Annotated in this window: 25 protein-coding genes and 2 tRNA genes; 7 read left to right on the top strand and 20 right to left on the bottom strand. The window is 67.6% G+C overall.

Translation table 11 applies throughout. The features are described 5' to 3' along the window. The first annotated feature begins 356 nt into the window (after positions 1-356). A protein-coding gene (locus ACFYR3_RS37805; RefSeq protein WP_389286529.1) for an IS3 family transposase occupies positions 357-1609 on the top strand; the annotation gives its coding sequence in 2 pieces (ribosomal slippage) (positions 357-639 and positions 639-1609; 1254 coding nt in all). Positions 1610-2575: 966 nt separating this feature from the next. On the opposite strand, the gene ACFYR3_RS37800 is transcribed toward ACFYR3_RS37805, so the two are convergent. After that, positions 2576-3457, bottom strand: a complete 882-nt coding sequence (locus ACFYR3_RS37800) for a hypothetical protein (RefSeq protein ID WP_389286527.1) — start codon at positions 3455-3457, stop codon at positions 2576-2578. Positions 3458-4300: 843 nt separating this feature from the next. Here ACFYR3_RS37800 and ACFYR3_RS37795 point away from each other — a divergent pair. Both ACFYR3_RS37795 and ACFYR3_RS37790 read left to right on the top strand, forming a co-directional pair. Next, positions 4301-4621, top strand: coding sequence for a CU044_2847 family protein (locus tag ACFYR3_RS37795; RefSeq protein WP_389286525.1), 321 nt, complete (start codon positions 4301-4303; stop codon positions 4619-4621). Between the two features lie 5 nt (positions 4622-4626). After that, positions 4627-8235, top strand: a complete 3609-nt coding sequence (locus tag ACFYR3_RS37790) for an ATP-binding protein (RefSeq protein WP_389286523.1) — start codon at positions 4627-4629, stop codon at positions 8233-8235. 219 nt (positions 8236-8454) lie between these two features. On the opposite strand, the gene ACFYR3_RS37785 is transcribed toward ACFYR3_RS37790, so the two are convergent. The 3 genes from ACFYR3_RS37785 to ACFYR3_RS37775 form a co-directional block, all read right to left on the bottom strand. Beyond that, positions 8455-8751: a DUF6248 family natural product biosynthesis protein gene (locus ACFYR3_RS37785; RefSeq protein ID WP_389286521.1), complete on the bottom strand. Its 297-nt coding sequence runs from the start codon at positions 8749-8751 to the stop codon at positions 8455-8457. Then, positions 8748-9137 (bottom strand): hypothetical protein, encoded by a 390-nt coding sequence (locus tag ACFYR3_RS37780; RefSeq protein WP_389286519.1) that lies wholly within the window; start codon positions 9135-9137, stop codon positions 8748-8750. The genes ACFYR3_RS37785 and ACFYR3_RS37780 overlap by 4 nt, the downstream gene beginning before the upstream one ends. Before the next feature lie 292 nt (positions 9138-9429). Beyond that, entirely contained in the window at positions 9430-10425 is a 996-nt protein-coding gene (locus ACFYR3_RS37775; protein ID WP_389286607.1) for a DUF4007 family protein, read from the bottom strand. Between the two features lie 159 nt (positions 10426-10584). Here ACFYR3_RS37775 and ACFYR3_RS37770 point away from each other — a divergent pair, with 159 nt between their 5' ends. The 4 genes from ACFYR3_RS37770 to ACFYR3_RS37755 are packed head-to-tail and all read left to right on the top strand — an operon-like array spanning position 10585 to position 13459. Then, complete coding sequence (locus ACFYR3_RS37770; RefSeq protein ID WP_389286517.1) at positions 10585-10995, top strand: hypothetical protein; 411 nt, start codon at positions 10585-10587, stop codon at positions 10993-10995. Then, positions 10992-11369, top strand: a complete 378-nt coding sequence (locus tag ACFYR3_RS37765; protein WP_389286516.1) for a hypothetical protein — start codon at positions 10992-10994, stop codon at positions 11367-11369. Before ACFYR3_RS37770 ends, ACFYR3_RS37765 begins: the two co-directional genes overlap by 4 nt. A gap of 3 nt (positions 11370-11372) precedes the next feature. After that, complete coding sequence (locus ACFYR3_RS37760; protein WP_389286514.1) at positions 11373-12482, top strand: hypothetical protein; 1110 nt, start codon at positions 11373-11375, stop codon at positions 12480-12482. After that, complete coding sequence (locus tag ACFYR3_RS37755) at positions 12482-13459, top strand: DUF4365 domain-containing protein (RefSeq protein WP_389286605.1); 978 nt, start codon at positions 12482-12484, stop codon at positions 13457-13459. The genes ACFYR3_RS37760 and ACFYR3_RS37755 overlap by 1 nt, the downstream gene beginning before the upstream one ends. On the opposite strand, the gene ACFYR3_RS37750 is transcribed toward ACFYR3_RS37755, so the two are convergent. The 16 genes from ACFYR3_RS37750 to ACFYR3_RS37675 form a co-directional block, all read right to left on the bottom strand. Continuing rightward, positions 13368-14315: a ParB/RepB/Spo0J family partition protein gene (locus ACFYR3_RS37750; RefSeq protein WP_389286513.1), complete on the bottom strand. Its 948-nt coding sequence runs from the start codon at positions 14313-14315 to the stop codon at positions 13368-13370. The genes ACFYR3_RS37755 and ACFYR3_RS37750 overlap by 92 nt on opposite strands. Positions 14316-14381: 66 nt before the next feature. Further along, positions 14382-14708, bottom strand: coding sequence for a hypothetical protein (locus ACFYR3_RS37745; protein WP_389286511.1), 327 nt, complete (start codon positions 14706-14708; stop codon positions 14382-14384). A gap of 232 nt (positions 14709-14940) precedes the next feature. After that, a complete protein-coding gene (locus ACFYR3_RS37740) occupies positions 14941-15399 on the bottom strand; it encodes a hypothetical protein (protein WP_389286509.1) in 459 nt (152 codons plus the stop codon). Positions 15400-15483: 84 nt separating this feature from the next. Continuing rightward, positions 15484-15849 carry a DUF3846 domain-containing protein gene (locus ACFYR3_RS37735; protein WP_389286507.1) on the bottom strand — a complete coding sequence of 122 codons (366 nt, stop codon included), beginning with the start codon at positions 15847-15849 and terminating at the stop codon, positions 15484-15486. A gap of 192 nt (positions 15850-16041) precedes the next feature. Continuing rightward, a complete protein-coding gene (locus ACFYR3_RS37730) occupies positions 16042-16227 on the bottom strand; it encodes a hypothetical protein (RefSeq protein WP_389286505.1) in 186 nt (61 codons plus the stop codon). A gap of 150 nt (positions 16228-16377) precedes the next feature. After that, positions 16378-16998, bottom strand: coding sequence for a hypothetical protein (locus ACFYR3_RS37725; RefSeq protein ID WP_389286503.1), 621 nt, complete (start codon positions 16996-16998; stop codon positions 16378-16380). A 170-nt stretch (positions 16999-17168) separates the two neighbouring features. Then, complete coding sequence (locus tag ACFYR3_RS37720) at positions 17169-18293, bottom strand: hypothetical protein (protein ID WP_389286501.1); 1125 nt, start codon at positions 18291-18293, stop codon at positions 17169-17171. A 269-nt stretch (positions 18294-18562) separates the two neighbouring features. Continuing rightward, complete coding sequence (locus ACFYR3_RS37715; RefSeq protein ID WP_389286499.1) at positions 18563-19507, bottom strand: hypothetical protein; 945 nt, start codon at positions 19505-19507, stop codon at positions 18563-18565. A gap of 208 nt (positions 19508-19715) precedes the next feature. Beyond that, positions 19716-19788 (bottom strand) — tRNA-Ile (locus ACFYR3_RS37710). A 65-nt stretch (positions 19789-19853) separates the two neighbouring features. Continuing rightward, a complete protein-coding gene (locus tag ACFYR3_RS37705) occupies positions 19854-20000 on the bottom strand; it encodes a hypothetical protein (protein WP_389286497.1) in 147 nt (48 codons plus the stop codon). Positions 20001-20143: 143 nt separating this feature from the next. Then, a tRNA-Leu gene (locus ACFYR3_RS37700) sits at positions 20144-20220 on the bottom strand. Between the two features lie 103 nt (positions 20221-20323). Next, entirely contained in the window at positions 20324-20572 is a 249-nt protein-coding gene (locus ACFYR3_RS37695) for a hypothetical protein (protein ID WP_389286495.1), read from the bottom strand. 10 nt (positions 20573-20582) lie between these two features. Beyond that, positions 20583-21113, bottom strand: coding sequence for a hypothetical protein (locus ACFYR3_RS37690; protein ID WP_389286494.1), 531 nt, complete (start codon positions 21111-21113; stop codon positions 20583-20585). A 204-nt stretch (positions 21114-21317) separates the two neighbouring features. Next, a complete protein-coding gene (locus ACFYR3_RS37685) occupies positions 21318-22469 on the bottom strand; it encodes a DUF932 domain-containing protein (protein ID WP_389286492.1) in 1152 nt (383 codons plus the stop codon). A 379-nt stretch (positions 22470-22848) separates the two neighbouring features. Further along, on the bottom strand, positions 22849-22977 hold the full coding sequence (locus ACFYR3_RS37680) for a hypothetical protein (RefSeq protein WP_389286490.1): 129 nt from the start codon (positions 22975-22977) through the stop codon (positions 22849-22851). 104 nt (positions 22978-23081) lie between these two features. Continuing rightward, positions 23082-23474 carry a hypothetical protein gene (locus ACFYR3_RS37675; RefSeq protein WP_389286489.1) on the bottom strand — a complete coding sequence of 131 codons (393 nt, stop codon included), beginning with the start codon at positions 23472-23474 and terminating at the stop codon, positions 23082-23084. Positions 23475-24189: the final 715 nt, after the last annotated feature.

Below are 24189 nucleotides of genomic sequence, written 5' to 3'. Positions count from 1 at the left end.
GAGCCGGGCAAACGCCGGGGCCCTGCATGGTCTGGGGTGCAAGAAGGCATCCCTTTCTGCGTTCACTGGGGGGTACGAGCCCGAGGAACGGCCGAACAAAAGGGGAGCGGTGATTCCGATTCTGAGAGGTGCTCAGAAGCACGCAGAAACAACCGCATCGATACATGTGCCGAGCCGTATGACGGCATGGCAAATACAACCCATCCCCGTGAGCGACAGTGTTCCCCCGGTCGCTGAATGATGTGCGCGAACACGGAACTGGTCAGGTTCCACGTCATGCGCGGCTCCACCCTATGCAGGACGAACTGAACCGTTCCGGGTTCGATAGGGACTCGATCGTTTGAGAGGATCGAGTCATGGCACGTCCTTCCCAGTACCCGCTTGAGCTGCGCCGTCGTGCGGTGCGGATGGTCGCCGAGGTGCGGCCGGATTACGACACCGAGTGGGCCGCGATGAAAGCGGTCGCCCAGAAACTGGGCATCGGCACGACCGAGACACTGCGCAAGTGGGTGCGGCAGGACCAGATCGACGCCGGGACCCGCCCAGGCACGACGAGCGATGAGTCCGTGGAGCTGAAGCGGCTGAAGAAGGAGATCGCCGAGCTGAAGCGGGCCAACGACATCCTCAAAGCCGCAGCAAGTTTCTTCGCGGCCGAGCTCGACCGGCCACACACACGCTCGTAGCGTTCATCGACGAGCACAGGGACCGCTTCGGCGGCGTCGAGCCGATCTGCCGGGTCCTGACCGACCACGACTGCAAGATCGCCCCCTCCACCTACTACGCCCACCACAAACGCCGGGCCGCACCCGCTGCCCGCACCGTCCGCGACGCCGAACTGAAGACCCTGATCACTCAGGCTTATGAGGCCAACTACCGTGTTTACGGCGCCCGGAAGATCTGGCGGCACCTGAACCGGCAGAACGTATCGGTGGCCCGCTGCACCGTGGAACGTCTCATGCGTGACCTCAAGATCACCGGTGCGGTCCGCGGCAAGAAGGTGATCACCACGATCCCCGATGCGAGTGCCCAGCGGGCCCCGGATCTCGTGGACCGTGACTTCGTCGCCCCGGCTCCCAACCGCTGCTGGGTCGCCGACTTCACCCACGTCGCCACGTTCGCCGGCGTCGTCTATGTCGCTTTCGTCGTGGACACCTTCTCCCGCCGCATCGTCGGCTGGTCAGCAGCCACCTCGAAGGAGACACGCCTCGTCCTGGACGCCCTGGAGATGGCTCTGTGGCAGCGGGACCGGGACCAACACCCGCACCGGAAAGGCGAGTTGATACATCACAGCGATGCCGGGTCGCAGTACACATCATTTGCGCTCGCCGAGCACCTCGACCGGGCAGGAATCGCCGCGTCGATCGGAACTGTCGGTGACGCCTACGACAACTCCCTGATGGAGTCCACGATCGGCCTGTTCAAGACCGAGCTGATCAAGCCTCGCCGCCCCTGGAAGACGCTCTCCGAGGTCGAGCTGGCCACCGCCGAGTGGGTCGACTGGTACTGCCACCGCCGACTCCACGGTGAGATCGGGCACATCCCGCCCGCCGAATACGAGACCAACTACTACAACAAGACCGCAAAACACCAGGTCACAGTCAAGATCTAGAGTCTCGATCAAACCCGGAACGGTTCAAACAGACCCACACAAAGGTTCGATGCGCTCGTGGGGCGTTGGCGTGAAACCTCCTGCCGCCCCAACGGTCTGCGGTCGAGGGCCTGACAGTCCGGCGGCACATGGATTTCCTGTGTGCTTCCTGGGGCGTAAACGGCCCCGTCGGCTGCGGCTGCCAGACGGAAAACTCAAGCTGGCCCGGCGGGGTGGCTCGGCAGCGGGTGATCGCCGCGATGGAGGCCAGGCAGGCCGAGACCGCCACTTTCGCGGGCTGGAGCCAGGTCCGATAGACGCTGCAGTCTCCTTGTGCAGCGTCTACCTTCGACAACTCGGTGGACGGGCGCGCAACACCATCCGGGCCGGGACAGTCATTCCGTGCCCCAGACCACCAGGAGACCCACGGGCTGCTTTCGGTTGAGCAACGGTGACCTGCTTCAACAGGTGGAACCCCGCCCGATTGGGGCGGGTTCCACGAGTAACGGCCGGCTCCGGACGGATTGAAGCCTGCCGCAGAGTGCGGTGGCGAGCCGCGCCATACCGGCCATCGTGCAGTCTCTGGGCCCAAGCGTGCGACAACGAACCCTTACCCGAAGGCCGCGTTCGTGGGGGCGGTGAAAGTTCCCTCCTCGTCAACGGCGCTGGGCTACCTGCTCGAGGATGCGCCGGCGCAGAACTTCCGGGACACCAACAGTCGTGGCTGCACATCCAAAACCGGTACCCGTCGGATCAGCGGAACGGGGCCAGATCAATCGTCTGGCGACCAGATCAACGTCGGTTGACCGGAAAGGGGGAAGCGATGGCCGGTCCGGGTCCCGGAGGTCCCGGTAGGAGGTTGACAGCCCCCTCCGGCCATCGGCCGACACACCCGGCCCGCCGGGGCTACACGAAGAGAGCCCACAGCCAGGTGCCGTACACCGCCCAGAATAGCCTCCGCAGAGACGCTTCCCGCGGCTTCCTTCCTCAGTCCGCCAGGCCGAGCTCGCGGCGGACCTCGTCGATCGTCTTCTGCCACGTGGTGGCGCTGCCGTGACCGGGATGAGCCTGAGCCAGCGCCTCGACGGTGACCCGGTCCGGGTCGTTGGCCTCACGGAACGCCGCACGCGCAGCGGTCAGCCGCTGCTCCGCCAGCTGGGGGCTGGACGGCGCCTCACGGCGGGCTCGCGCCAGGGCGACCACACGCCGGCGGGCATAGCGGTTGCTGGTGAGGCCCCGCTCGTTGCGCACCACCTCGTCGGGCTCGGCAAGCTCCGGCAGCAGGCCGCGGACGATGGCACGGTTGAGCTGCAGGTGGCTGCTGTAGCCGAGCATCGGCGCAGCCTGCTTGGTGTCCAGCAACTCCTCGGGATTCCCTTCCTCCACCGGCGCGGCCGCCGGTGAGCGGCCCTTGTTCTGGGTGTTGCCCGGCCCCGGCCGCTGACCGACCCAGTCGAGGATTGTTCCCCGGTACCACTGACGGCGCAGCCGGCCGCCTTCAGTCGTCTCCGCGACGTCGGGCTCGGGGAAGTACCCGGGCTTGTCCCTCAGCCAGGCCAGCACCGTGACGGTCCTCTTGTGACCGAGGGCCTTGGCCACGTCGGACGTCGAGAGCAACTCCTCGCGGGGCCCCTCGAGGAGGCTGTGGCGCACGGAGGACTGGCCGGCCTTCGCTTGGCGGTAGTCCATGAGGAAGGGGCCGATGGTGCGCCGCTTCCACAGCCGCCGCCGGCCCTGGATGTCGTCCGGCTCGGGGAAGCCGGTCGTGTCGCGGTCCCGGTACAGCTCGCTCAGGCGTGAAGGGCTGAGTGCGAACTCGGCATGGATCTGCTGAGCATCCAGGAGTTCGTTCTCGTCGGTGCCGGTCATCGTCTTCCTCCTGGAAGGCGTAGTGCGTGTCGACAGGGTGTCTGAGCTGTGGTTTCGGGAAGCGGGGGACGCATGCTCATCGGTGCCGGCGGCTGGCATGATGAGTGCCTCCTTTCGGTGCGTGATCTGCTGGTCGCTTCTGGAGGCTGTGGTGCCATCGGAAGCGATAGTTCGATACTAGATAGAAGATCTTGGTTTGGCAAGCTGCAGGCGGCAAGACTTTTGCCGAGCCCGGAGTGACAGCGACCGGGCACCAGTAATTCGACACCGCACAAGGCCCTCACGCTGGGCACCGTCAACCCCCCGGTTCCGGGTCGGGACGCTTGGGATACGGCTTCCGGGCAGGCAGACCGAGCCTGATTGTCTCCCGCCCGCGGCGGGACCTGCCGAGCCGGAGCAGAAGCGGTGTGCGCCGCGATGCCGGATATTGCGGGCACCGACCGCGGCCAAGGCGCCGTTCGCGCCGTGCCCGGCTGGCATACACCGCATTCGTCGCAGCGTTATGGGGGCCGTTCATTCCTGTCCGTTGTCCACTCAGCGGTACGCATCCGGGCGCTGACTTCCCCGGGCCTGGGGGACGCGCTCCGCCAGATCCCGGTCTTTGCGAAGACGGGCCCCGGAAGGCAGCGGAGGTGCAGGGGCGGCCGGCGGAGCGTCCCCAACTCCCGCCCGCCAACTCATGCCGGTCCCGGCCGTCCGCTTTGTACCGCACGGCGCGAGAGTGGCTCGATATCTACGGGATCTCTCTTGGATTTCCCTGAAATGCCGGTACTGGATGGCACAGGATGAGGGGCATTGTTGCTGGCCCCATGGCTGGGGGCTTGCCGGGCGCAAGGGGGCACTGTGTCGGAACTCGTCATGATGACAGTGGACGGCAATGGCGACGGCACAGCCGTCTTCGAGGTCGACAGCGGCTTGGCAGGCTCGGACCTGGAACTTGCAGCGGGCGACGGCGTGGTAGCCCGAGCCGAGACCTCTCTCCGCGAAGCGCTGGACGGTGTACGGCCAGCACTGTCGCAGGTCTCCGAAACGGTCCGAGAGCTCAAGCCGGATGAGATGGAGATCCAGTTCGGGTTGAAGATCGGTGGCGAGAGCGGCGTGATCATCGCCAAGGGGACGGCAGAGGTCAACTTCGCCGTCCGGGTGGTCTGGAAACGTGCCTGATCCGCATGCACGCTCGGCGAGAAGGGTTCATCGTAAAGATCCGGTCAGCGGCCTCGGGCGCTCCTATCGGCCTCGGGTTCGTGGTCGGAGACCGGCACATCGTCACATGCGCACATGTCGTCAATGCAGCGCTCGGACATGACAAGCACCACCGTGAACGCCCCCACGACGACGCACGCATTCAGGTTGAATTCGTGTTGCTCGGCGACGTCGACGGCGCACCGCTGCGTGTATGTCGGGTGGTGGCGTGGGATCCGCCCGCGGGACCAAGCGGCTCTGGACGTGATGTGGCTGGCCTAGTCGTTGTGGGTGCAGACACGCTGCCCGTTGGGGCCGGGCCAGCACGGTTGGTCGATGCGCGTATCGGCCTGACCCCTGATGCGCAGGTATCGGTGTTCGGCTATCCAAGTACCCCCGACCGAAAGGACAAGGGGGCCTGGACCAGTTGCTCCATACGGGGAGCAGTCGGTGGTGGTCTGATCCAACTCGATGCCCGCGCCGAGGCAGCCCTGCGAGCTCAGCCCGGCTATAGCGGCGCGCCGGTTGTGGCAACGGATCGCTGGGGCGATGTGGCCGTGGGGATGCTCGCAATCGCCAGCAAGGGAGGCGCAGCGCAAGATGCGTATGCGGTGCCTCTGTCGGAAGTAGCGGCCGCATGGCCCGAGGCCCTGGGCCGTTTGGTACTTCCTCCCTGTCCGTACAGAGGACTGCAGGCGTTCACGGCCGCAGATGCGCAGGCGGGCGTGTTTGTGGGACGTGAGCGCGAGGTCAAACGGCTCCGGGAGATGGTGAGGGCGCAGCCGCTCGTTGTCGTCACCGGCCCTTCCGGAGTCGGCAAGTCGTCCCTTGTTGCGGCTGGTCTGCAGCCTGCGCTCGCGGCCGATGGCTGGGCCGCAGCTCCCTTTCGTCCGGGTGTAACCCCCTATGAGTCAGTCGCTCGGGCCTTACTTGATCTTGAGCACCCTGGAGTGAGCCACTCCCTTGAACAGTTGGACCATCGAGCCCGCGCGCTGCGGGAGGACGGATTTTGGCCCGTTGCTTCGCGGGTTGCGCTGCTAACCGGTAAGCGCCTGGCCCTCATTGGGGATCAGTTCGAGGAGGTGCTCAGCGGGAGTCCGGACAGGGAGAAGGCACTGGAGTTCCTGCACCATCTGTTGCCGCCCCCGGACAGGGTGCAAGACGCAAACGTACGTCTGGTCTGCACACTGCGCGCCGACTTCCTTCCCGATTTGCTGGAACTGCCCGATATCGGTTCCCGGCTACAGGATCGGCAGTTGAACGTCTCACCGCTGGACGAGGCAGCACTGACACGGGTGATCGTGGAACCGGCACAGCTTGCCGGAGTGGCCTTCAGCCCGGGGCTGGCGGAGAAGATCGCGGGTGAGGCCAGCAGGGCGGCAGGCAGTCTGCCGCTCTTGGAGTTCACCTTGACTGAACTGTGGCCCTTGCAGCGTGAACGCCAGATCAGTTTTGACAGCTATCACGGTCTCGGAGGCGTCGCTGGAGCCCTGAACCAGCATGCGGAGAAGGCCTACTACTGGCTACACGACCAGCTCCGACTGGATGAGCAACGCATCCGCCGCGCGCTGCTTTCTATGATCCGTGCCCGCGGTGGGGCATCCAGCGCCGTCCGCGTCACCGCCGACCGTTCGCATCTCGGCAGTGACTGGTACATCGCCCAGCTGCTTGCCGAACCGGACCGCCGCCTGGTCATCCTGGGATCTGACGGACCCGAGACGGCAGAGATCGCACACGAGGCCCTGATTCGGGAATGGGACAGACTCTCCGCCTGGGTTGAGGAGGACGCCGATTTCCAGCAGTGGCTGACTGTCATGGAAGAACGCGCCCGAGACGAAGACCTGCTCTCCGCCACCCGAGTGGCGGAGGCACAGCGCTGGCTGGGGGAACGCCGACCCGATATCCCTCGGAAGGTTGCCAATCTGATCCATCTCAGCAGCGAAGCAATCCTGGAACAACAGCAAACTCAGCAGCTGTTAAGTCAATCCCAGCAACTGGCCGCGCAATTGCGTCATCAGACCATGGAGTTGGAGGATCGACAGAGCGCCCTCCAGGAGTCCAATGCTCAACTGGAGCAGAGGGCCGAGCTGCTGGCCCAGCGAAACCGCGACGTCGAGGTCAAGAATGGCGAGATCGAGGAGGCCCGGCAGGTCCTGGAGGAGCAGTTCGGGCAGCTCGCGCTCTCCACGCGCTACAAGACAGAGTTCCTGGCGAACATGTCGCACGAGCTGCGCACGCCGCTCAACTCGCTGCTGATCCTGGCGAAGCTGCTTGCCGACAACGATGAAAGGAACCTTTCGCCGAAGCAGGTGGAGTTTGCCGAGACTATCCACGGCGCCGGCTCGGACCTGCTCCAGCTGATCAATGACATCCTCGACCTGTCGAAGGTTGAGGCGGGCAAGATGGACGTCTCCGCCTCCCCTGCCACGCTCGTACCGCTCGCCGACTATTTGGGGGCCCTCTTCAGTCCGTTGGCAGTGGAAAAAGGCCTCAACTTCGCCGTACGTGTGTCCCCCGAACTTCCTCCCACACTGCTCACCGACGAACATCGAGTGCTGCAAGTGCTGCGCAACCTGTTGTCCAACGCGATCAAGTTCACCGAGTCGGGAGAAGTCGAGCTGGCCATTCACCCCGCCGGCATGGAAGTGCCGTCAGCCATCCGGCTGCAGCTTCTTGAGGCCGGGGCGCTGTCGAGCCCAGATGCCGACATCATCGCGTTCGCAGTGACGGACACCGGGATCGGTATCGAGGCCAGCCAGCGGGAAGTCATCTTCGAGGCGTTCAGGCAAGTGGAAAGGAGCACAAGCCGCAAGTACGGCGGTACAGGCCTCGGCCTCAGCATTTCGCGGGAGATCGCGCAGCTGCTCGGCGGTGAGATCCATGTGCGGAGCGAACCAGGGCACGGCTCGACGTTCACGTTGTACTTGCCACTACATCCGAGCGAGCCAACGCAGGACGACGAGAGGGTGGCGAAGGCTCAGGACGAACTCGCTGCTCTCGTCAGGCGCCGTCACGGGGCCGCGTCCCTGCCCCAGCATCAGAACGCCGTGCACGGTCTGCCCGACGCCCAGGCGCCTTCGGGTCCGAGCCGGGCACTGGCGGAGTCAGCACGGGACATCCGCTTTGATGGTGAGAAGGTGTTGATCGTCGACGACGACGTACGCAGCATCTTCGCGCTCACCAGCGACTTGGAACGGCACGGCCTGTACGTGTATTACGCCGAGAACGGCGATGATGCCGTCACTTTTCTGGAACAGCATGGCGACATCGAGGTCATCGTGATCGACGTCATGCTGCCAGCAGCGGACGGCCCTAAGACAATTGCGCAGATTCGCCGGACGCCGAAAGTCAGTGGAATGCCCATTATCGCCCTTGCTCCGGGAGGTGCGCTCGGCAGCCAGGAGCTGGCTGCCGAGGCAGGCGCGTCCGACTGCGTGTCGAAGCCCGTCGACCCTGATGTCCTGCTGCCCCTGCTGCGTCGATGGATGGATGAATCTGCCGACGCCCGTGAGGTGCCAGATGAGGCCAGAGGTTCTCGTGGAGAGATGCCCATGGAGGACAGCACGAAGCAGCCTCCACAACCGCTGCATCCGTGAACGGAAGGATCCTCGGACTGACAAACAAAGTCTGATGTCGCCGGACGCAGATTCCTCCGGCAGGTCGGCGCCAGCGAAGAAGGAGAGTTGTCCTGGCGGCGATGGGCGCTGGACGAAAGACTGAGGCGTGGAGGTGTGGGCGTCGATGGTCTGGTCGCCGTCCGCGGAGTGCGTGCAGGGAGATCCACCGGCAGGGCCGCTGGGCCAGCCGGTACCGGATCACGGCGACGACGAACGCGCCGCGGTGTCGGCTTCCTTGTCGAAGCGGGGGCCGGTGGCACTCACGCATTGGTCGTGATGGCCGGAGCCGCAGGGGTGGCAGGTTCCGCGTTCGCACGAGCACCAGCGGTGGAATCCGTGAGGGTAGGCGTCTTCGATCCGGCGCAGTCCTTTCGTCCAGGCGTTTGCGCGGACCCAGGCGCCGTCCTCCTCGCTCATCGGGGAAGCCGTGATGGAAGGGACGGGGTCGAGGATGCCCATGATCGAGGCGCCGACGAGGCGAAGCCACGTCGTCATGTGTCGTCTCCAAACAGTGTCGGGAAGGAGTGGAGATGGTTCATCCAGGCCAAGAGGCGGGGGAGGTTGGTGTCGGGCCCGTAGGCGAGGTAGGTGCCGTCGACGCTCGTACAGCCAAAGGCCTGCGCGATGCGCAGCCGCCGACGGGAGTTGACGCGCCCCATGTGGACACCCAGGCGGTGCCCGCGGGCTTCAAGAGCCAGGCGGTGAGCGGCCGGTGACGTCTTCCACTCGGTGGAACCGGCCAGGAACAGCACGTCGAAGGCGCCCCAGGGGATGAGGCCGTTCTCGCTGCCGTCCGGTGCGGCGAAGGCGACCGGGATCCCCAGGGCGCGGATCGGCTCGAGCCACGGCAGTGACTCGGCCAGCGTCGCCGCCGCATCCATGGGGACATCGGGGGCCACGGCCCACAGGCACCGGTCCGGGCCGTAGCGGCCGAGCTGGCGGCGGTCGGCGGCAGGCTGACGCCGTCGTCGACCTGGCAGGTTCGGCGGGCGCGGTCTGGTGGCGGTCGGTCTTGGGCCGGGCAGGAAGGCGCAGCTCGTCTATAGGCCCGGTCATGGCGAGAGCGACCGGCGGCGTCAGTGCGGCCGCGGCGGCTGCCCGTGGTTCAGCGCCGGAGCCGTCTGCGCGCTGGGGGCGGCGCGGAACCGACTGGGCGGCGGGGCGGTGGGCTGGTCAGGACCGCGGCGTGCTGGGACGGCGGCGCCCGTCGGACGCCAGGCTGTCGTCGAGCGCCAGTTGCTCGGCGGCCGATGCGCGTTCTGTTGGCTGCCCTGGGGTGCCTTGCTCGGGGTGGATGCCGAGGCGCCTGCGAACGTGCCCGTAGGACGCGTCCAGGATGTTCCACGCCAGTGCCAGCGGCGGGCAGCTGTAGGTGAGGACCTCGATGCCGTCGCCGTTGTGTGTCAGGCGCAGTTGTGGGTGAGTCACCGCCGCGGCGGTGAGCGCGCGACTGAGACTGCGTGGCGGGAGTCGCAGTACGCGCCCCGGCCCAGCGTCATCGGTCAGCAGTCGGCCCACGGAGATGCTGCCCGGGCCGGGCGTGAACCGGGAGGCGTACTCCAGGCAGGCATAGGCCACGATCGCGGCCGGAGCGGCGGCCCCGGCCGAAGAGCTCAGGCGGACCACGCCGTCAGGTCCGGAGTTCAACAGACGCAGGACGCTGAAGGGGCGGTCGACCAGATCCTCGAACGTTGCGCGCGGCTGCTCATGGGGCGTGCCGGGGGTGTACATGCGGACCATGCAGCTGATGTCACGGTGCAGGGTGGTGGAGGTCGGCTGCCGCTTCCAGCTCGCTGCGGCGGCCGCGCGTTCGATGCCGGCCCTCAGCCGGTCCGGTTCCAGCCGGGTCAGCGGGGACAGACAGAACGTGTAGAACCAGGCCGGGACCAGGCAGGGAGGCGCAAGCAGCCACCAGTGCAGCAGCCACAGGCTCTTGTCCTCCTCCAGATATGAATCTCCGTCCTCGTGAAGCAGCCACCGTGCCCGGGCGGTGGGGAGCACGTCGCTGGCGGTACCGGGCTGGTGGCGGATCCCGTCGGTGAGTTTGAAGGCCGAAGACCAAAAGCGCATGGAGGCGACAGCGCTCCTGCTGGCGCCGAGGGTCACGAGAGCGTCCGGCGTCGCGAAAACGTGCGGGTCGTCCCGCACGGCGAGGTGGGTCTTGAGCAGCCCTGGGGGTGCATGACGAATTCCTCCTGCTGGGAGGGAGGGCGGATACGGGTCCGGGGCAGCTGGTTGCCGCCTGACCTCCGGTATCCTCCGTTCGCTCCTTTTGCTTGCTTTATCTCCTCTCTTGTCGCTACGCTCACATTAGAGAGAGGAGCCGCTATGACGGAGACAGTCGAGGTGGACACGCAGACCTATCAGTCGCTGGAGTTCGCGGCACGCATGAGCGGCTGCACGGCGGGCGAGGTGGTGGCGCGGTTGGTGGCCGAAGCCAGCATGTCCACCCCTGCCGCGAGGGAGAAAACGGAGCAGCCGGAGGCGGCGAGCGGCGTGGCGGTGTACGCGGATTACGAGGGCCACCGCACGCAGGGGCGCTACGACCCGAGAACGACGCGCATCGATATCACGTCCGGGCCGCTCAGTGGGCAGAGTTTCAAGACGCCGACCGGTGCCGCCCGCGCCGTGGTGGCGCACTACAAGCCGGGTGTCAGCCCCAACCGCAACGGCTGGTCGTTCTGGATGCTCGACGACGGCTCCGGGAAGTTCCTCCAGAGCATCCGGGGAGCGTCGTGACCAGCGAAGCGGAGCGGCAGTTCCACCGCGCCATGGTGCTCGGCGTAAAACGCCTCAAGCGGGAGATCGGCTACAGCGCCACGCGCTTCATGGAGATGGTCGGCGAACTGGGTGGCGCCGAAGCTGCCCGCCAGTTGCTACGCGGACGGGACGCCTCGGATGGCTTCACCACCCTCTGGGAGCACGGACGGCTGGAGATGAGCGTCGAGGCGTTCGTGCTGCTGCCGTGGTACCGGGAGCTGTTCACGGAGGAGCAGCTGGAGACCGCCAGGCGGCGGCTGCGTGAGCACCGATTTGACGTCGAGCGGTTCCTGGGCACCTCCACACAATCGCCCCCGGCGTGGGTCGCGTCGGACCCATCCCAGGCTGACTGATCCATGCCCGCCACCTGCGTCTTCTGCGGCTCCGCCGACACCCTTACCGGCGAGCATGTGCTCGGAGACTGGCTGAGCAAGATCGGCCTTGACCTTGATCCGGTGCCCCACGGTGCTGGTTGGCTGAACCGCATCGGGCGCGAACTCGGCGTGCGCCCGCCGTTCCGCCAGAAAGTCCGAGACGTCTGCGGCGGCTGCAACCACGGTTGGATGAGCCGCCTCGAAGTCGTCGCGCAGCGCGTCCTAACTCCGCTCATTCTGGGCCGGCCCGGCCGCATCGAGGCGGCGGACCAAGGTGCAATCGCGGCGTGGGTACAGAAGACCGCGCTTACGGCGATGCTGGTGTCCTCCGAGGCGGATCGCGGCAGAGGCTACGGACTCCCGGTCTCGGAGTACCACGAGTTGTACGCGCTTCGGGACGGACTGCGGCCGCTCCCGGCCAGCCAGTTCTGGGCTGGACGATACGAAGGAATCCGCGGCTGGTCGATCCGGGTCACGCCACTGGCGGTGCGCGTCGACGGCTTGCCCGAACCCGACCGGCCGCAGGCCTACGCCATGACCATCGTGCTCGGACAGCTCGTGCTCCAGGGGGTGCGGTTCACGACGGCGAGCCTCCAGGTCGAGCTGTCGACCCGACTGGAGCTTCCCGACTTCTGGCCGCCAGCGGGGCCGGTCACCTGGCCGAGCGGACAGCCCCTGCACGATGACGGGTTCCTGGACTTCGCCGGCGGCAAGGACTTCCGCTCGACCGAGCAGCACATCGAGCTGCAACCCTGGCGGCCCGCAACTGAGCTAACGCCGAGCCGGGTAGTAGGTGGCATGGTCGAGCTGCCGACAATCTGCGGCAAGCACGTCGTGTACTACCCTGCCGCGCTCGTCAGCGAGGCGATGCACGGTCGGTTCTACGCCTTTGGGACGACGTGCGAGTGCCCCATGACCTACCTGATCCACACCGAGCCAGATGGCGCGCACTGCAAGGCTGCCGACACCGCGGAGGTCATCTCGGGACTGTACGAGAGGCTGCCGGGTGAGGAGTACGAGATTGAGGACGATGACGGCAGCTGCCGGTACAAGCGGCTGCCGAGCCCATCCCAGCAGAAGATGGAGCCGTGATGCGCCGTAAACCATCCGCCAAGGTCGCCAGTGCCGGGGTGACCCACACCCAGCAGGCCATCCAGGACGAGCTGGGGTGGTTGTTCCGTGAGCAGCCCACCGAGGACTACGGCATTGACGCGCATGCCGAGGTTGTCGACGGCGAGGACGTGCGGGGCCGGCTGGTGGCGCTACAGATCAAGAGCGGAGAGAGCTGGTTCCGGGAGACCGCGCCAGGGGGATGGTGGTTCCGGCCGGACGGCGGGCACGTGGCTTACTGGCTCAACCACTCGCTGCCGGTGGCCGTGGTGCTGTACCACCCGGAGACCAAGCGCTGCCACTGGCAGTTGGTGAACCGCACCACGCTTCAGGAGACGTCCACGGGCGGCTGGAAGCTGCTGGTGCCGGAGGATCAGGTGCTGGATGCCCGTGCGGCGCCCCCGCTGCGTGAGGCCGCCGAGGGCGATCCGTACGAGCTACGTATCCGTGAACTGCAGCTGGCCAAGCCTTGGATGGAGCTGCTGGCCAGCGGCAAGCGGCTGGTGGTCGACATGGAGGAGTGGGTCAACAAGAGCTCAGGACGAGGCGACATTCGTCTAGGCATAGACAACGAGGACGGCGAAGAACCCGAGAAGCTGGCCAGCTGGGGCGTGTTCCTCGGCCTCGCGAGCTACGCCGAGGTGGTGCCGAAGCTGTTCGCATGGGCTGACGCCCATGTGCACCCGGAGACATACGACGGGACGGAGTATGACCAGTACAGAGCAGACAGCTGTATTTGGGACGACGAGTACGAGCCCTTCGCGGCGGTGCCATTCGACGAGTGGAAGCGGAGTCTGGATGCAGAACGTATTCGGCCGTACCGCAATGGTGGAGGCGAGGTCGACTTCTACCGGCTGGAGCTAACGCTCAACGAGCTGGGCAAGGCGTTCTTGGTGGTGGACAGGTTTGGGATGGACGGCGGGAGGTTGCTGACGGGGTCAGATAACCCAGGAGACTGATGGCCCTGGGAGACGAAACAACCACCGTTAAACGTAGCGGGATGTCCGCGTCCTGGAGTTCCTTGAGAGCGCTCTGCCGGGCCTCGGTGTCGGCCTTGGTCTGCCGGAGCCGGGCCAGGGCCTGGTCCCAGTGGCCGCGTCCGCCGTCGTCCTCGGCGGCGTCCTTGGCCTGGGCCTCCTCCAGATCGCGGGCGGCCCCGCGCACTTCGGTGACCTCGGCCAGTTCCGCCATCTGCACCAGGTCGAATCCCTGGAGGGTGGCGCGGCGGAGCACGGCGTCGTCCAGCCGGGACGCCTCGCGTGCGGCGCGCAGTTCGGAGCGCTTGATCTTCAGGGCGCGCGCCATCTGCTCGCGCTGGGCCTCGTCCACTTCCATCAGGGCCAGCGTCTCGATGGCCTTGACCCGGTCGCGGTCGCGCATCGGCTCGCGGTGGTCGTTCTCGATGAGCGAGAGCATGTGCGTCATGGCGTCGTTGCCGACCAGGTCCGCCCGGATGATCGCGGGCACCTTGCGGACGGGCCTGCCGTCGGCGGTGGCACTCTCGTTGGCGGCCTGCTGTGCCTGCGCGCGGCGCCATCCCTTGAAGGCTCCGTAGCGTCCGTCCGGTCCGGGGCGCACGGAGATGGCGTCCTGTACGCCGAGTTCCTTGACCGACGCCAGCAGGTCGTCGTCGGGTCCGGTGTCGGTGGTGCGGGCGTTGTAGGCGTCGCGGTCGATCAGGGCCGCGTCGAGGCGGACGATCAGGTCCTGCGGTTCGTCGGCGGCTGCGGGCTGGAGTTCCGGGGGGCTCTGGGGTGCGGGACGGGCGGCGGTGGTGGCCCGTGTGGGCTTCTTTGCCGGGGAGGCGGTGGACATGTGTGGATCTCCTGTGCTGGGAGCGGTGCACAGGACCGGCCCGGGGCTGGGCCTGCGCACCGTCGGTCATGTGGTCGGGCGGCTGGTGGTGGCCCGAGCGGGGACTGATCCGCTGGTCTCGGCAGGGGTGTCCGTGCCGGTGACCGTCGGAGGAAGCAGCAGTTCGAGGAGGGCGCGGACCTGCGCGCACGTGGTCGCGGAGGGAGTGCGGGTGCGGGTCTGCGCGGCGGCGGTCCGGATGACCTCATCCGTGACTTCGGCCGGGGTGTAGGCCAGTCCGCGCCGCAGCAGCCGGTCGGCGAGCCGCAGTGCCTTCATGGCGCGGCGGGTGGCGACGTACCGGTCCTTGGGCCAGTCGGTCGGGAAGGGGGTGGGGGTGCGGGTGGTCGGCATGGCGGTCGTCCCTCTTGGGTGAGGGGCACGGCGAGGACCGAGGGGCAGTACGGGGGCGCTCAGTGGAGGCGGCGGTCCGGCCCGGATGCCGGGTTCTGCGGTGCCCTCGACTCTGATACTTCGATACTAGATTAAAATGCTCGCGAATGCAAGGGTTCGGCTCCCGTATTTCGGTCGTCCGGCTGGCCGTTGTGCCCGGTGCCCCATCCGGGGCACGGGCGTCACACTGGGCTCACGGGAGGCCGGCGGGCGTCGGCACGGGGAGCCCGGCCTGGTAGTCCGTGCCCGGTTCGGGCGGTAGAGGGGCCCCGGTGGTGAAGTCGGTGCAGTAGGCCGCGAACACGTCGGCCGCTTGCATGGGCTGGGGCCATCCGTCGACGACCGTCCAGCCGCGCACCCGGCAGGCGCCTCCCGGGGTGTACGTCCGGGTGAAGACGGCCGCGCACGTGAAGAAGCGTGAGGTCTGCGCGAGCACATGACAGAACATCAGGGAGCCCTCGAGGTCGGCGTCCGCGCGTACCGGGTCGCCGGGCTCGAGCTGGACGACCACGGAGGCGGAGGCGTAGCTCCCGAGCGCGCTGGTGGCGCTGCACACCAGGTGATGGACGCCGGGGCCGCTGGCGTCCAGGAGCGCTTCGAACGCCAGAGTCGCGGTTTCGAGCGGATCGGGCACGGCGATGGGATCGGGCATGGGGAACTCCTGGGGAATGGTGGGCGGTTCGGGGGTACGGCGGGCAGGGCCCTGCGGGGCCGGCTGGCGCCCGCGCACGGGGCGTCAGATGTCCTGCAAGGTGCGCAGCAGGCCGAGAACCTGCTCCTTCAGGAGCGGCAGGGTATTGCCCTCGGCGTCGGGTCCGCCGGTGAGGAGTACAGGGCCGTGGTAGAGCTGGAAGACGAACCCGAACCGCCGGGCGAGGGCGGTCGCTGCGGCGTTGACCGGATGGTTGTGAAGGCCGTCGTCGTCGATCCATATGTCCCACTGGGTGGTGAGGGCGACGACGTCAAACCGCTCGCAGCGCAGGGTCGCGCGCAGTACGGCACTCCGGTCGGCGCTGCTGCGGCCGTCCCGGCCGAAAGGGAGATCGATCTCGGCGAGCGCCCCGGTGCAGGTCAGCAGGAGGGCGGTTGGGCTGGGGGACATGGGTTCACGCTTTCTGGCGCGGGGTTGTCTGGGCGGTCCGGCCTGCGGGAGCGGCGCGCATGCGGCTTGGAGCCGGAAGCCGCACGGCACTGCCCGACCGCAGGCCGGGCCGGGTCGGCCGGGCCCCGAAGGGAATCGGGCCCGGCCGGTCTGTGTCTGCGCCGCTGTGGTGGCTGCGGCGCAGGGCGGGGATCATTCGCCGGTCTCGGAGAGCTCGGTGTCGGCCTCTCGGTGCCAGGCGCGCGTATCCGCCCGCTTGAGTCTGCGTCGAATGATGCGGTGCTTGTTGCGGCGGGACTCGCCGCGGGGGCGAGGGCCTACGAGGTGGTCCGATTCGTCGTGGCGGTGGCTGAAGGGGCGGTAGTTGAGCACAGACATGGAACTAGCCCTTTGTGTCCGGGGCCCGAGGGGAGATTCCGGGCGCTGGGGCCCGATGGCTGACGAGGTGCCAGTTTCCGTGGAGATGCGTCCGAGGTAGAGCGCCGGTGCGTGAATTCCCAGGAGTTCGGTCAAGGCGGAGGCCTTGCGCTACGTCGCGCTGGGGCCGTGCACGCGGAATCCGCCCTGGTCGGCGGCGCGCCGGAGATAGTCGATCCACTCGGGCCACCAGTCGGCTTCCGCGGCGATCTCGGAGAGGAGTGCCGGGTCGGCGGTCCGGCTGGCCTCGTACGCGGCCAGGGCGGCCCGGATCTCGCCGGGTGTCACGAGCCATCCGTGGCTGCCGCTCAGCTTGTAGAGGGCAATTCCCGACGGCGGCAGTGGCGCCGGGGCGGGGGAGGCGCACGGGTGGTCGCGCAGCGCGGGCTCCGGCTGCCCGCTCCGTCCCTGCTCCTGGGTGGTCTGCTCTGCGCTGGCCTTGCTGCCCGCTGGGTCGGGCGGCTGCTCCAGGGACAGCATGCGGAAGTGGTCCATGATGGCCCGGCACTCGCTCATGGCCCAGGTGGTCAGGTGGAAGTGTGAGGCGTGAGCCGCCAGCATCGCGTCGTAGGCGTCGGAGACTCTCGCCCGCGCTGCCTCGTGCTCCTGGTGCTCGGGCGGCAGTTCGAGGGCGTCGCGGGCCGAGACGGACGCGTCGAACACCTTGCTCGCCGCCTCGTAGGCTGCGTCCTCGCCTTCCGGCGGGCACGCGATGTGCATGGCGTAGGCCATGGCGCGGATCCCTTCGTGCGGGCTGGGCGGTGCCGTGGGTCCCGCCAGTCAATTGCTTCGATACTAGATTAACAATGGATTGGGGGTGTGCATTCCCGTTCGCTGGATTTCCTTCTGCCGCAGTTCCGGGAACCCACGAACCTCGGAACGCCCCGTCGGGCTGCGGTCCTTCAGTGGTGGCCCGCCTCGCCGGGGCTCTGGCCGGGCCCCAGAGACGACGGCAGGTCGGTATGGACGCTGACTGGGGTGAGGGTCGTCTGTCGGCCCAGGCCTCGAAGCAGCCGCGCGTAGGCGGCGAGGTCCTGGTCGAACTCCTCGCGTTCCACGGACGGTTCGCCGGCGCGGAATTTCGGGCGCATGGCTCCGCCGGGTTCCATGATGCGCACCACGCTGGCCACTGCGGGTTCACCTGGGGACACGAAGATGAGAAAGCCCGCCGCCTGCGAGTAGTCGACGTCCGTCAGTCCGTAGGGCATGTGCCCGCCCAGCGCCAACGCCACGGCCAGTTCACGCACCTGCGCGTTGTCGACCTGACCTGTTTCGATTCCGGGCAGCTCCCACGATGCGACGGCCGCCTGCTGCGCGGCAGCTGCGGAACGGCTCTCACTCTCGGCGGCGCCGCGGGCCCACTCGGCGTCACGGTAGGTGCGCACCGTGGCCCCGGTGGCCGTGTCATACATGTCCCAGTGGCGTCTCTCCTGGCCTGGGGCGACGCGAAACCTTGTCGCGGTGTCCGAGCCGGCGGAGAGCCCGAGGGTGATGTACACGTACGCGCTGTTGTCCGGCTCCGTCGTCGCCAGTCCGGCACGGCGCAGGGCATCGGCAAGGTACGGCGCCACCGCACGTACGGGGCCGTCCGGCGTACGCCACCAGACAGCCAGACGTCGGCGGCCCCGGCTGACCTGTGTGCCGATCACCCAACTCCCCAGCTGTTGGGTCCGGGTGGGGAATCCGGACAGTGCAGTGCGGGCCTGCTCGACCACAGCTGAAACCGGAGCGGTGCACAGGCTCAGCGAGACGAGAGCCGCCACGAACCGTTGACCGAGGTCCGCGGACACGTGCCGCAGCTGCTCATGCGCCTGGCTCCGACCGTCGCGCGGACCGCTCAGCTTGACCGGTCGGACATGGGCGATGAACTGTTCTGGCAGCGCGGCGGCGGTCCGGTTGCGGTGAGCGGTCACCTCCAGGGCGCGGCCGCCGGCGAAGACGATGCGCCCGTGGGCGGCGCGATCGGCGCCGAGAAGAGCGGTCAGGTCGTCGAGGGGGCAAAGCTCTGGGGCGGTGGACGGAATCATGAGGCATCTCCTTGAACGGGCGGTCAGGGACCAGGCGGTAGCAACCGATGGGGGGTCGGCGTCCGGCATCCGCTACGGAGCGAGGGCTCCGCACGCTGCGCGCTACGGGACGTCTCGGGTCCGGCCGGCTGCTCGTTCGGCGTCGCGCTGGGCATCGTCTGCGGTGTATCCGGTGTCGCACCAGGCCTTGCAGAGCTGGCCTGGCGCGGCGCCGCAGGTCTCGCACCAGTCGTCGAAGTCCTGCGGACGCCACGGAGGCAGGGGACCGGTCACGCTGCAAGGTCCCGGGCGTGTACGGGAGCGGACCGGGCAGGCGGCGGCGCCATTTCGCGCCCTCGTCGGTCACTGCCCGGCGACGTGCGCACCGGGCCGCAACCGGACGGTCCCACGGGGGCGGTGGACTTTTCGGCCGTGGCCCTTGGACTACCGCGGCGCCTGCGCGGTTGGGCGGCACGCAGGGAACGCACTTCGTTGCTGATACGGAACGAACGGCGGCGCTCCTCACGTCCCGCCCGTTCGGCGAGCTCCGCCCAGGCGGGCAGGAAGTCGGCGCGGTGTGCGAGGGAACCGCGGTAGCTCATCAGCAGCACCGCGGTCACGGGGTGCCAGTCGGCGGCGAGCCATCGAGCAGCCGTCCACCATCCGGTGACCGCTGCACGGGCGTCGAGGCGGTAGGCAACGGCTTCGCGCTCGTATTGCTCCGCCGCGGCTTCGCTGTGGCGCGCCGACCACGTCAGGAAGCGCAGCAGACCGGGGGTCTCGCGGGTGCGGGCGGCGTCCAGGAGGCGGGGCAGGTCGGGGCGGTGGGCGACCTGCTCGGCGCACGCGCGGAGCACCAGGGCGAGGGTCTGCCCGATCTTGGGGGAGGGGGCTCTGCCGGAATCGGACTCCAGAGGGGACAGTACCGACTGAGGCGCAGAGTCGGCGCCGCCCGTCCAACTGTGCAGCAGGCTGCCCCGGTAGCCGGTCGAGCTGCCCCGGTAGCGCGGCAGGGAATCGGCCGGCGCGATCGCCCCCATCACGTCGACTGAGCCGAGACTCACGCGCAGCGCGGTGAACTGGTCCCAGTCGGAAGGGTGATGGGTGCCGGTCACGTACAGGCAGCCGCGCAGCGCGCCCCCCAGGGTGAACAGATACGCGTCGTCGCCCTGTGCCTGGGCGGTGGCGCGCACGGTGCCGGACGGCGTCTCGATGGTGAGGATGTCAGTGGGCATGGTCAGACTCCCGGCTCTCGGAACGGGGATGTGTGATGGGTGGTGCCTGCCGCCCGGCGCCCGTCAAAGGGAAACGGGGAACACGGGCGCCGGGACGGCAGACCTTCGGCCAGTGACGAACTGGCCGGGTTGACCGTGCCCGCTCGCCGGGGCGGGAACGGCGTTATAGGGGAAGGCCGCGAACCTGATCGGCCGGTAACAAGGGGGGTAGCCGCGACGGGACTCGAACCCGTGACCCAGGACTTATAAGATCCGCGCTCTACCGACTGAGCTACGCGGCTGGGAGGTGGCCGCACCCTTCCGGGCGCGGCCTGCGGGGACCGGGAAGGCGCTCCCCGGTGCGTGTTCAGCTGAACATGATGCGGGCCATGGTCGAGCCGATCAGTGCCACGGCCTCCGCCTCCGGCATGTCATCGAGCCTGGCGAGTGCCTCAAAGTCGATCTCAAAGTCGTCGTCCGTGAGCTGCTGCTGTTCGATGACGAGTTGGATCACTTCCTGTGCGCTGGCACGCCTCGGGTTGGGTGCGGACGGGTCGGCGGGGTTCTGGTTGGCGTCGGTGGGGATCGGTACCTCCGTAGAGAGCCCGGTTAGGGCCCCCGCTCCGCTCGGCGGTCGCCGGACGGGATGGGCGGGGGTGGTGGACCCGGCCGGATTCGAACCGGCGACATTGGGCGCTTTTAAGGCGCCTGCTCTGCCACTGAGCTACGGGCCCTTGGGTGGCCGCCGCCCCGCAGGGCGGGGAGTGCGGGGCGGCGGCCGGGAAGCGGCCGGTGTGTGTGGGGGGGGAGGGGGGGGAGGGACACCGACCGCTGGTCTCAGGAGTTGGCGACGGACCGGGTGATGGACTGGCGGCGGACGTGGACCAGGCCGCGCGGGTGCTCGCCCCACGGGTCGACCAGGGCGTACCGGGCATCCGGTGTGCCACGCACGTCCGCGATGTAGCAGTACCTGCAAGGGCAGGGCAACGCGATGTAGAGGCCGTGATAGTCCGGCTTCGAACCGTGGTAGATCACAAGGTCACCGGACTCGATCAGGTCGGCTCCACGAAAGAGAGTGCTGCTCACAGGTGGCTCCTCACTCGGTCCCGTGGCTGTCAGGGCTGGCCGGTGAATCCGTGCCGGATGGCGCCTGGGCGGCGGCCTGCCTGGCCTCGCTGACAGCAAGGAGCGGGAACGCATCGCGGTAGGTGACGAACTCCGGAACCGGATACAAACCCATTTCGTGGGCCCGCTGTTCAAGGACAGCGGCAGGGAGGGGAGTAAGGGCCGAGTCCTGGATCACCCAGCCGCGCGCGCTCATCTCGTCCGTCGGCGACAGCGTGCCGAGAACGATGCTGCCCGCGCCGAGGATGAATGCCAGGGCCACCACTTGCGCGACGGCGACCGTGTCCTCCTCGTCGCCGTACCACAGCGCGTCGGGGCCTTCGCCGAACACCTGGAAGTACGTGTTGGCAACAAGCCCGTTCGCGTCGGTCCCGCGAACGAATGCGGTGACGAAGTGTGTTCCTGGCCCTGCCTCCTGCATCAGATCGCTGACGACTCCGATGGCGTGATGCGTGTCCGGTTCCGCGTGCTCATGGGGCGGTGGGAAGTCCTTGGTGTCCATGGGGTGTTTCCCTTCGTGTTCCTTCGGCGGCGGTCAAAGGCGTCACTCCTCAACCGATACATTCGATACTAGATAATAATGCGGCGAAAGTCAAGTCCCTGACCCTGCCCGCTGGCCGCCTGTGAGCGGCACCCCAATGCCGCTCACAGGCGTGGGTCCGGCGGAAGCGGGAGGCCGCCGCGCCCCCGCCGGGGCTGATGCTGGCTAGGCCGCTGCGGCGATAGCCATTGCGGTAAGGGCCTGTGTCTCCAGCTCGTGGGCCGCGTCGGCGTCGCTGAGCGTCTGCGCCGTTGCGGTCACGGCCTGGAGGAGCCCGCCCGCCGTGGTCTGGCCACCCTCGATGAAGTGACTGAACACGGAGTCACGCACGCTGTCGGTGAACCGGAGCTGCTTGGCCACCAGTTCCACGGTTTCGACCGGGCGGGTGATCTTGTGCCCGGCCTCCCGCTGGATGTCGGACAGCTTCCGCTCGACGTACTCGCGGTTCATGAACGTCGCCACGGCATCGCGGGTCTGCGCCGTGATCAGTGCGAGGTTCTTCTCCTGGGTGTCCTCGGAGAACTCGATGATCCCCGCATCCATCCGGGCGCCGAGGTGGACCTTGCCGAACGCGTCCTTGGTGATCGTCATTCCGTTGCCGCAGACCTGCGCGACGATTCGGGGCGTGAGCTTGTACTTGCCCTCACCAACTTCGCTGTTGGTCAGGACGAACCCCGCCGAGACCAAGGGGAGGTCTTCCCCGGACTGCCCGGTGAACGGTGACCGGTACCCCCTGAGAAGCTCGGGGGCGAGCGCGGCGACGTCTTCCGACTCCACCCGCACGATCATCCGACGCTCGGTCAGGTCTGCTCCCGTGATCTTCACGGGGTGCCCGGACTCCTGCACGCCGAGCAGTACGGCAGTGAGGATGTCGAGATGATCAAGCCTCTTGTAGCTGTCGGAAAGCCAGGCTCTCAACACGCCCGGCTCACCCTTGAATGCGCGGAGCAGGAAGCGCCGGGACGGGTCTCTCTCCAACCACCCGTTGATGTTGCGGTCGTAGAGGTCGACTGCGTCGGCTCGCGTCCGGCGTACGTAGGTGAGAGGGATCTTGAGCTTGTCGGAAATCCCCTCGTCGGCAACGGCGGTGGGGCGGTACGTGCCATCCGCGATGGTCACCCCGTCGGCCGTGATGACCGGGGGCAGTCCCGTGACAACGATGTTGCCGTCGGCTGCGGAGATGTTCGAGGCAGGGGCCACCATGTCGATCTTGGAGTTCTGGTCCCGCTCCAGAATTCGCCTGAGGTCTCCGAGCGATGCGTTGCGGGTGTCCGTAACCGCAGCGCGTGTGCCAATTGGGCTGATCTCGTGAGCCACTAGGGCTCTCCCTTCGTGTTGTTCGGCGAGTCGGCCGGTGTCACCCGGCGACTAGTTCGATACTAGATTAAGATGACGGCGAATGCAAGTCCGAACCTTGGCCCTGGTCGGGGCCGGTGGGCGGTCGACGGGCGGTGGGCGGGCGGACGAACCGAACACCCGCCCGCGCGTACTCAGATGGGACCGTGGGGGAGCGATCCGCGGGACGAACCGACGGAAGCCGCGGTGCGGGCCGCACCGGGGGCCGGCGGTGCCCCCTCGCCGCTCGCCAGCCCCGGCTGTCGTCCGGCCCTCGCGCGCCCCGCGCCCCGGCTCGGGCGGCCTCCGGGGGGAGGCCGCCCGAACCCTCCTCACAGGAGCGGGCGGGTGGCGCGGCGCGTCACCGCTTCTCGATGATGCGGGCCACGGCTCGGGCCACGTTCTCGCCCGCACCCTTGGCCCGACCCTTGCGGTATCCGGCGCCGTACACAATCAGCGCGATGACGGCGAGTAGAACGATGACGTTCAAGGCTTCCTCCGGGGCTTGTCGCTGCCCACGAATGGGCGGGCTTCTCGGTGTGGCCTCCCGATCCGGGGCGCAGATTGGATGCAGCCCCGGACCGGGAGTGTCATTTACGCGATGCCGTAGGAAAGATCGCCTTCGCCGTCACCCCAACGCTTCATGCCGTCCACGCGGTGCGGGTGGAACGGGGCCCAGAATGTCGGGGGAACTCGCAGGAATTCCCGCGCTTCGTGAAGCTCTACTGTCATAATCTTTTCGAGAACTCGGCGGTAAAGCTCGGCGTCGTCGCAATCAGCGACAACAATTCGGAACTCGGCCCACGAACCCTCGATGTGTGAGGGGTAACCCTCTTCCGCGAGTTCCCTTTCCGACTGGAACGCGGGGAAAATGAACTTGACCTTTACGGTCCCCTCGAACCGGTTGGTGTTGTCTTCGGCTTCGAGCGTCCAACCAGGCTTGTAAACAAGCTGGTTGATCAGCCGTACCGCTGACTTGACCTCCATGGTGCTTCCCTTCGCGTGCTGTCCGGCGTTGCCGATTCGGCGTCACCCGATCCGGTCTTGCAAGTTCGATACTAGATAGTTCAGGGTGTCGGCACAACCCCCCCTAGAGCAAAAAGTGCGCACCAATCGGGGTACACAACTGGCGCGCCAACTGGCGCATGGTCGGCGGCTGCTGCGGCGGGGTTGCCGCTGGGTGTCGGGCGTGCGTGGGCCTGGTCGGGGGTCTGACATCCCCTCTGCTGCCGCTGCTCCTCCGTCCGGTGAAGGGAAGGGGGGCGGTCGGTGTCGGGCGCGGCGCGGCGGGGCTCGGGGCGGGGGAGTGGGGATGGGCGGCGTGGCGGCTGGCGCCGTGCTGACGGCCCGTGAGGGGCCGTCGGGGGTGTGGGTGCCCGGAGGGTGCCCACAGCTCCTCACACACGCCCTGACGGTCGCTCACTCCCGTGCCGGTCAGGTCGGGTTGGGCCCGGAGGGCTCAACCCTTCCCGGATTCCGTGGGCTCCCGTCCTCCACGGAATCCGCTTTCAACTCTCTCTCCCTTCCAGGGAATTCGGAGAATTCCTGATTTACCGTCAATTCGTGCCGGAGGCACGCAGGTTTATGAATTCCGCCCGGAGGGCGAATTCATAAACCACCGCCGGAGGCGGAATGCTTTTCGCGCGGGGACGCGCGAAACGAGCGTAGCGAGTATTCGGCTGCCGGAGGCAGAGCGAAGCGG

This window comes from Streptomyces sp. NPDC005784 (genome assembly GCF_042871525.1).
Taxonomy (GTDB): domain Bacteria; phylum Actinomycetota; class Actinomycetes; order Streptomycetales; family Streptomycetaceae; genus Streptomyces.
This window is presented reverse-complemented; position numbering and strand designations above follow the sequence as displayed.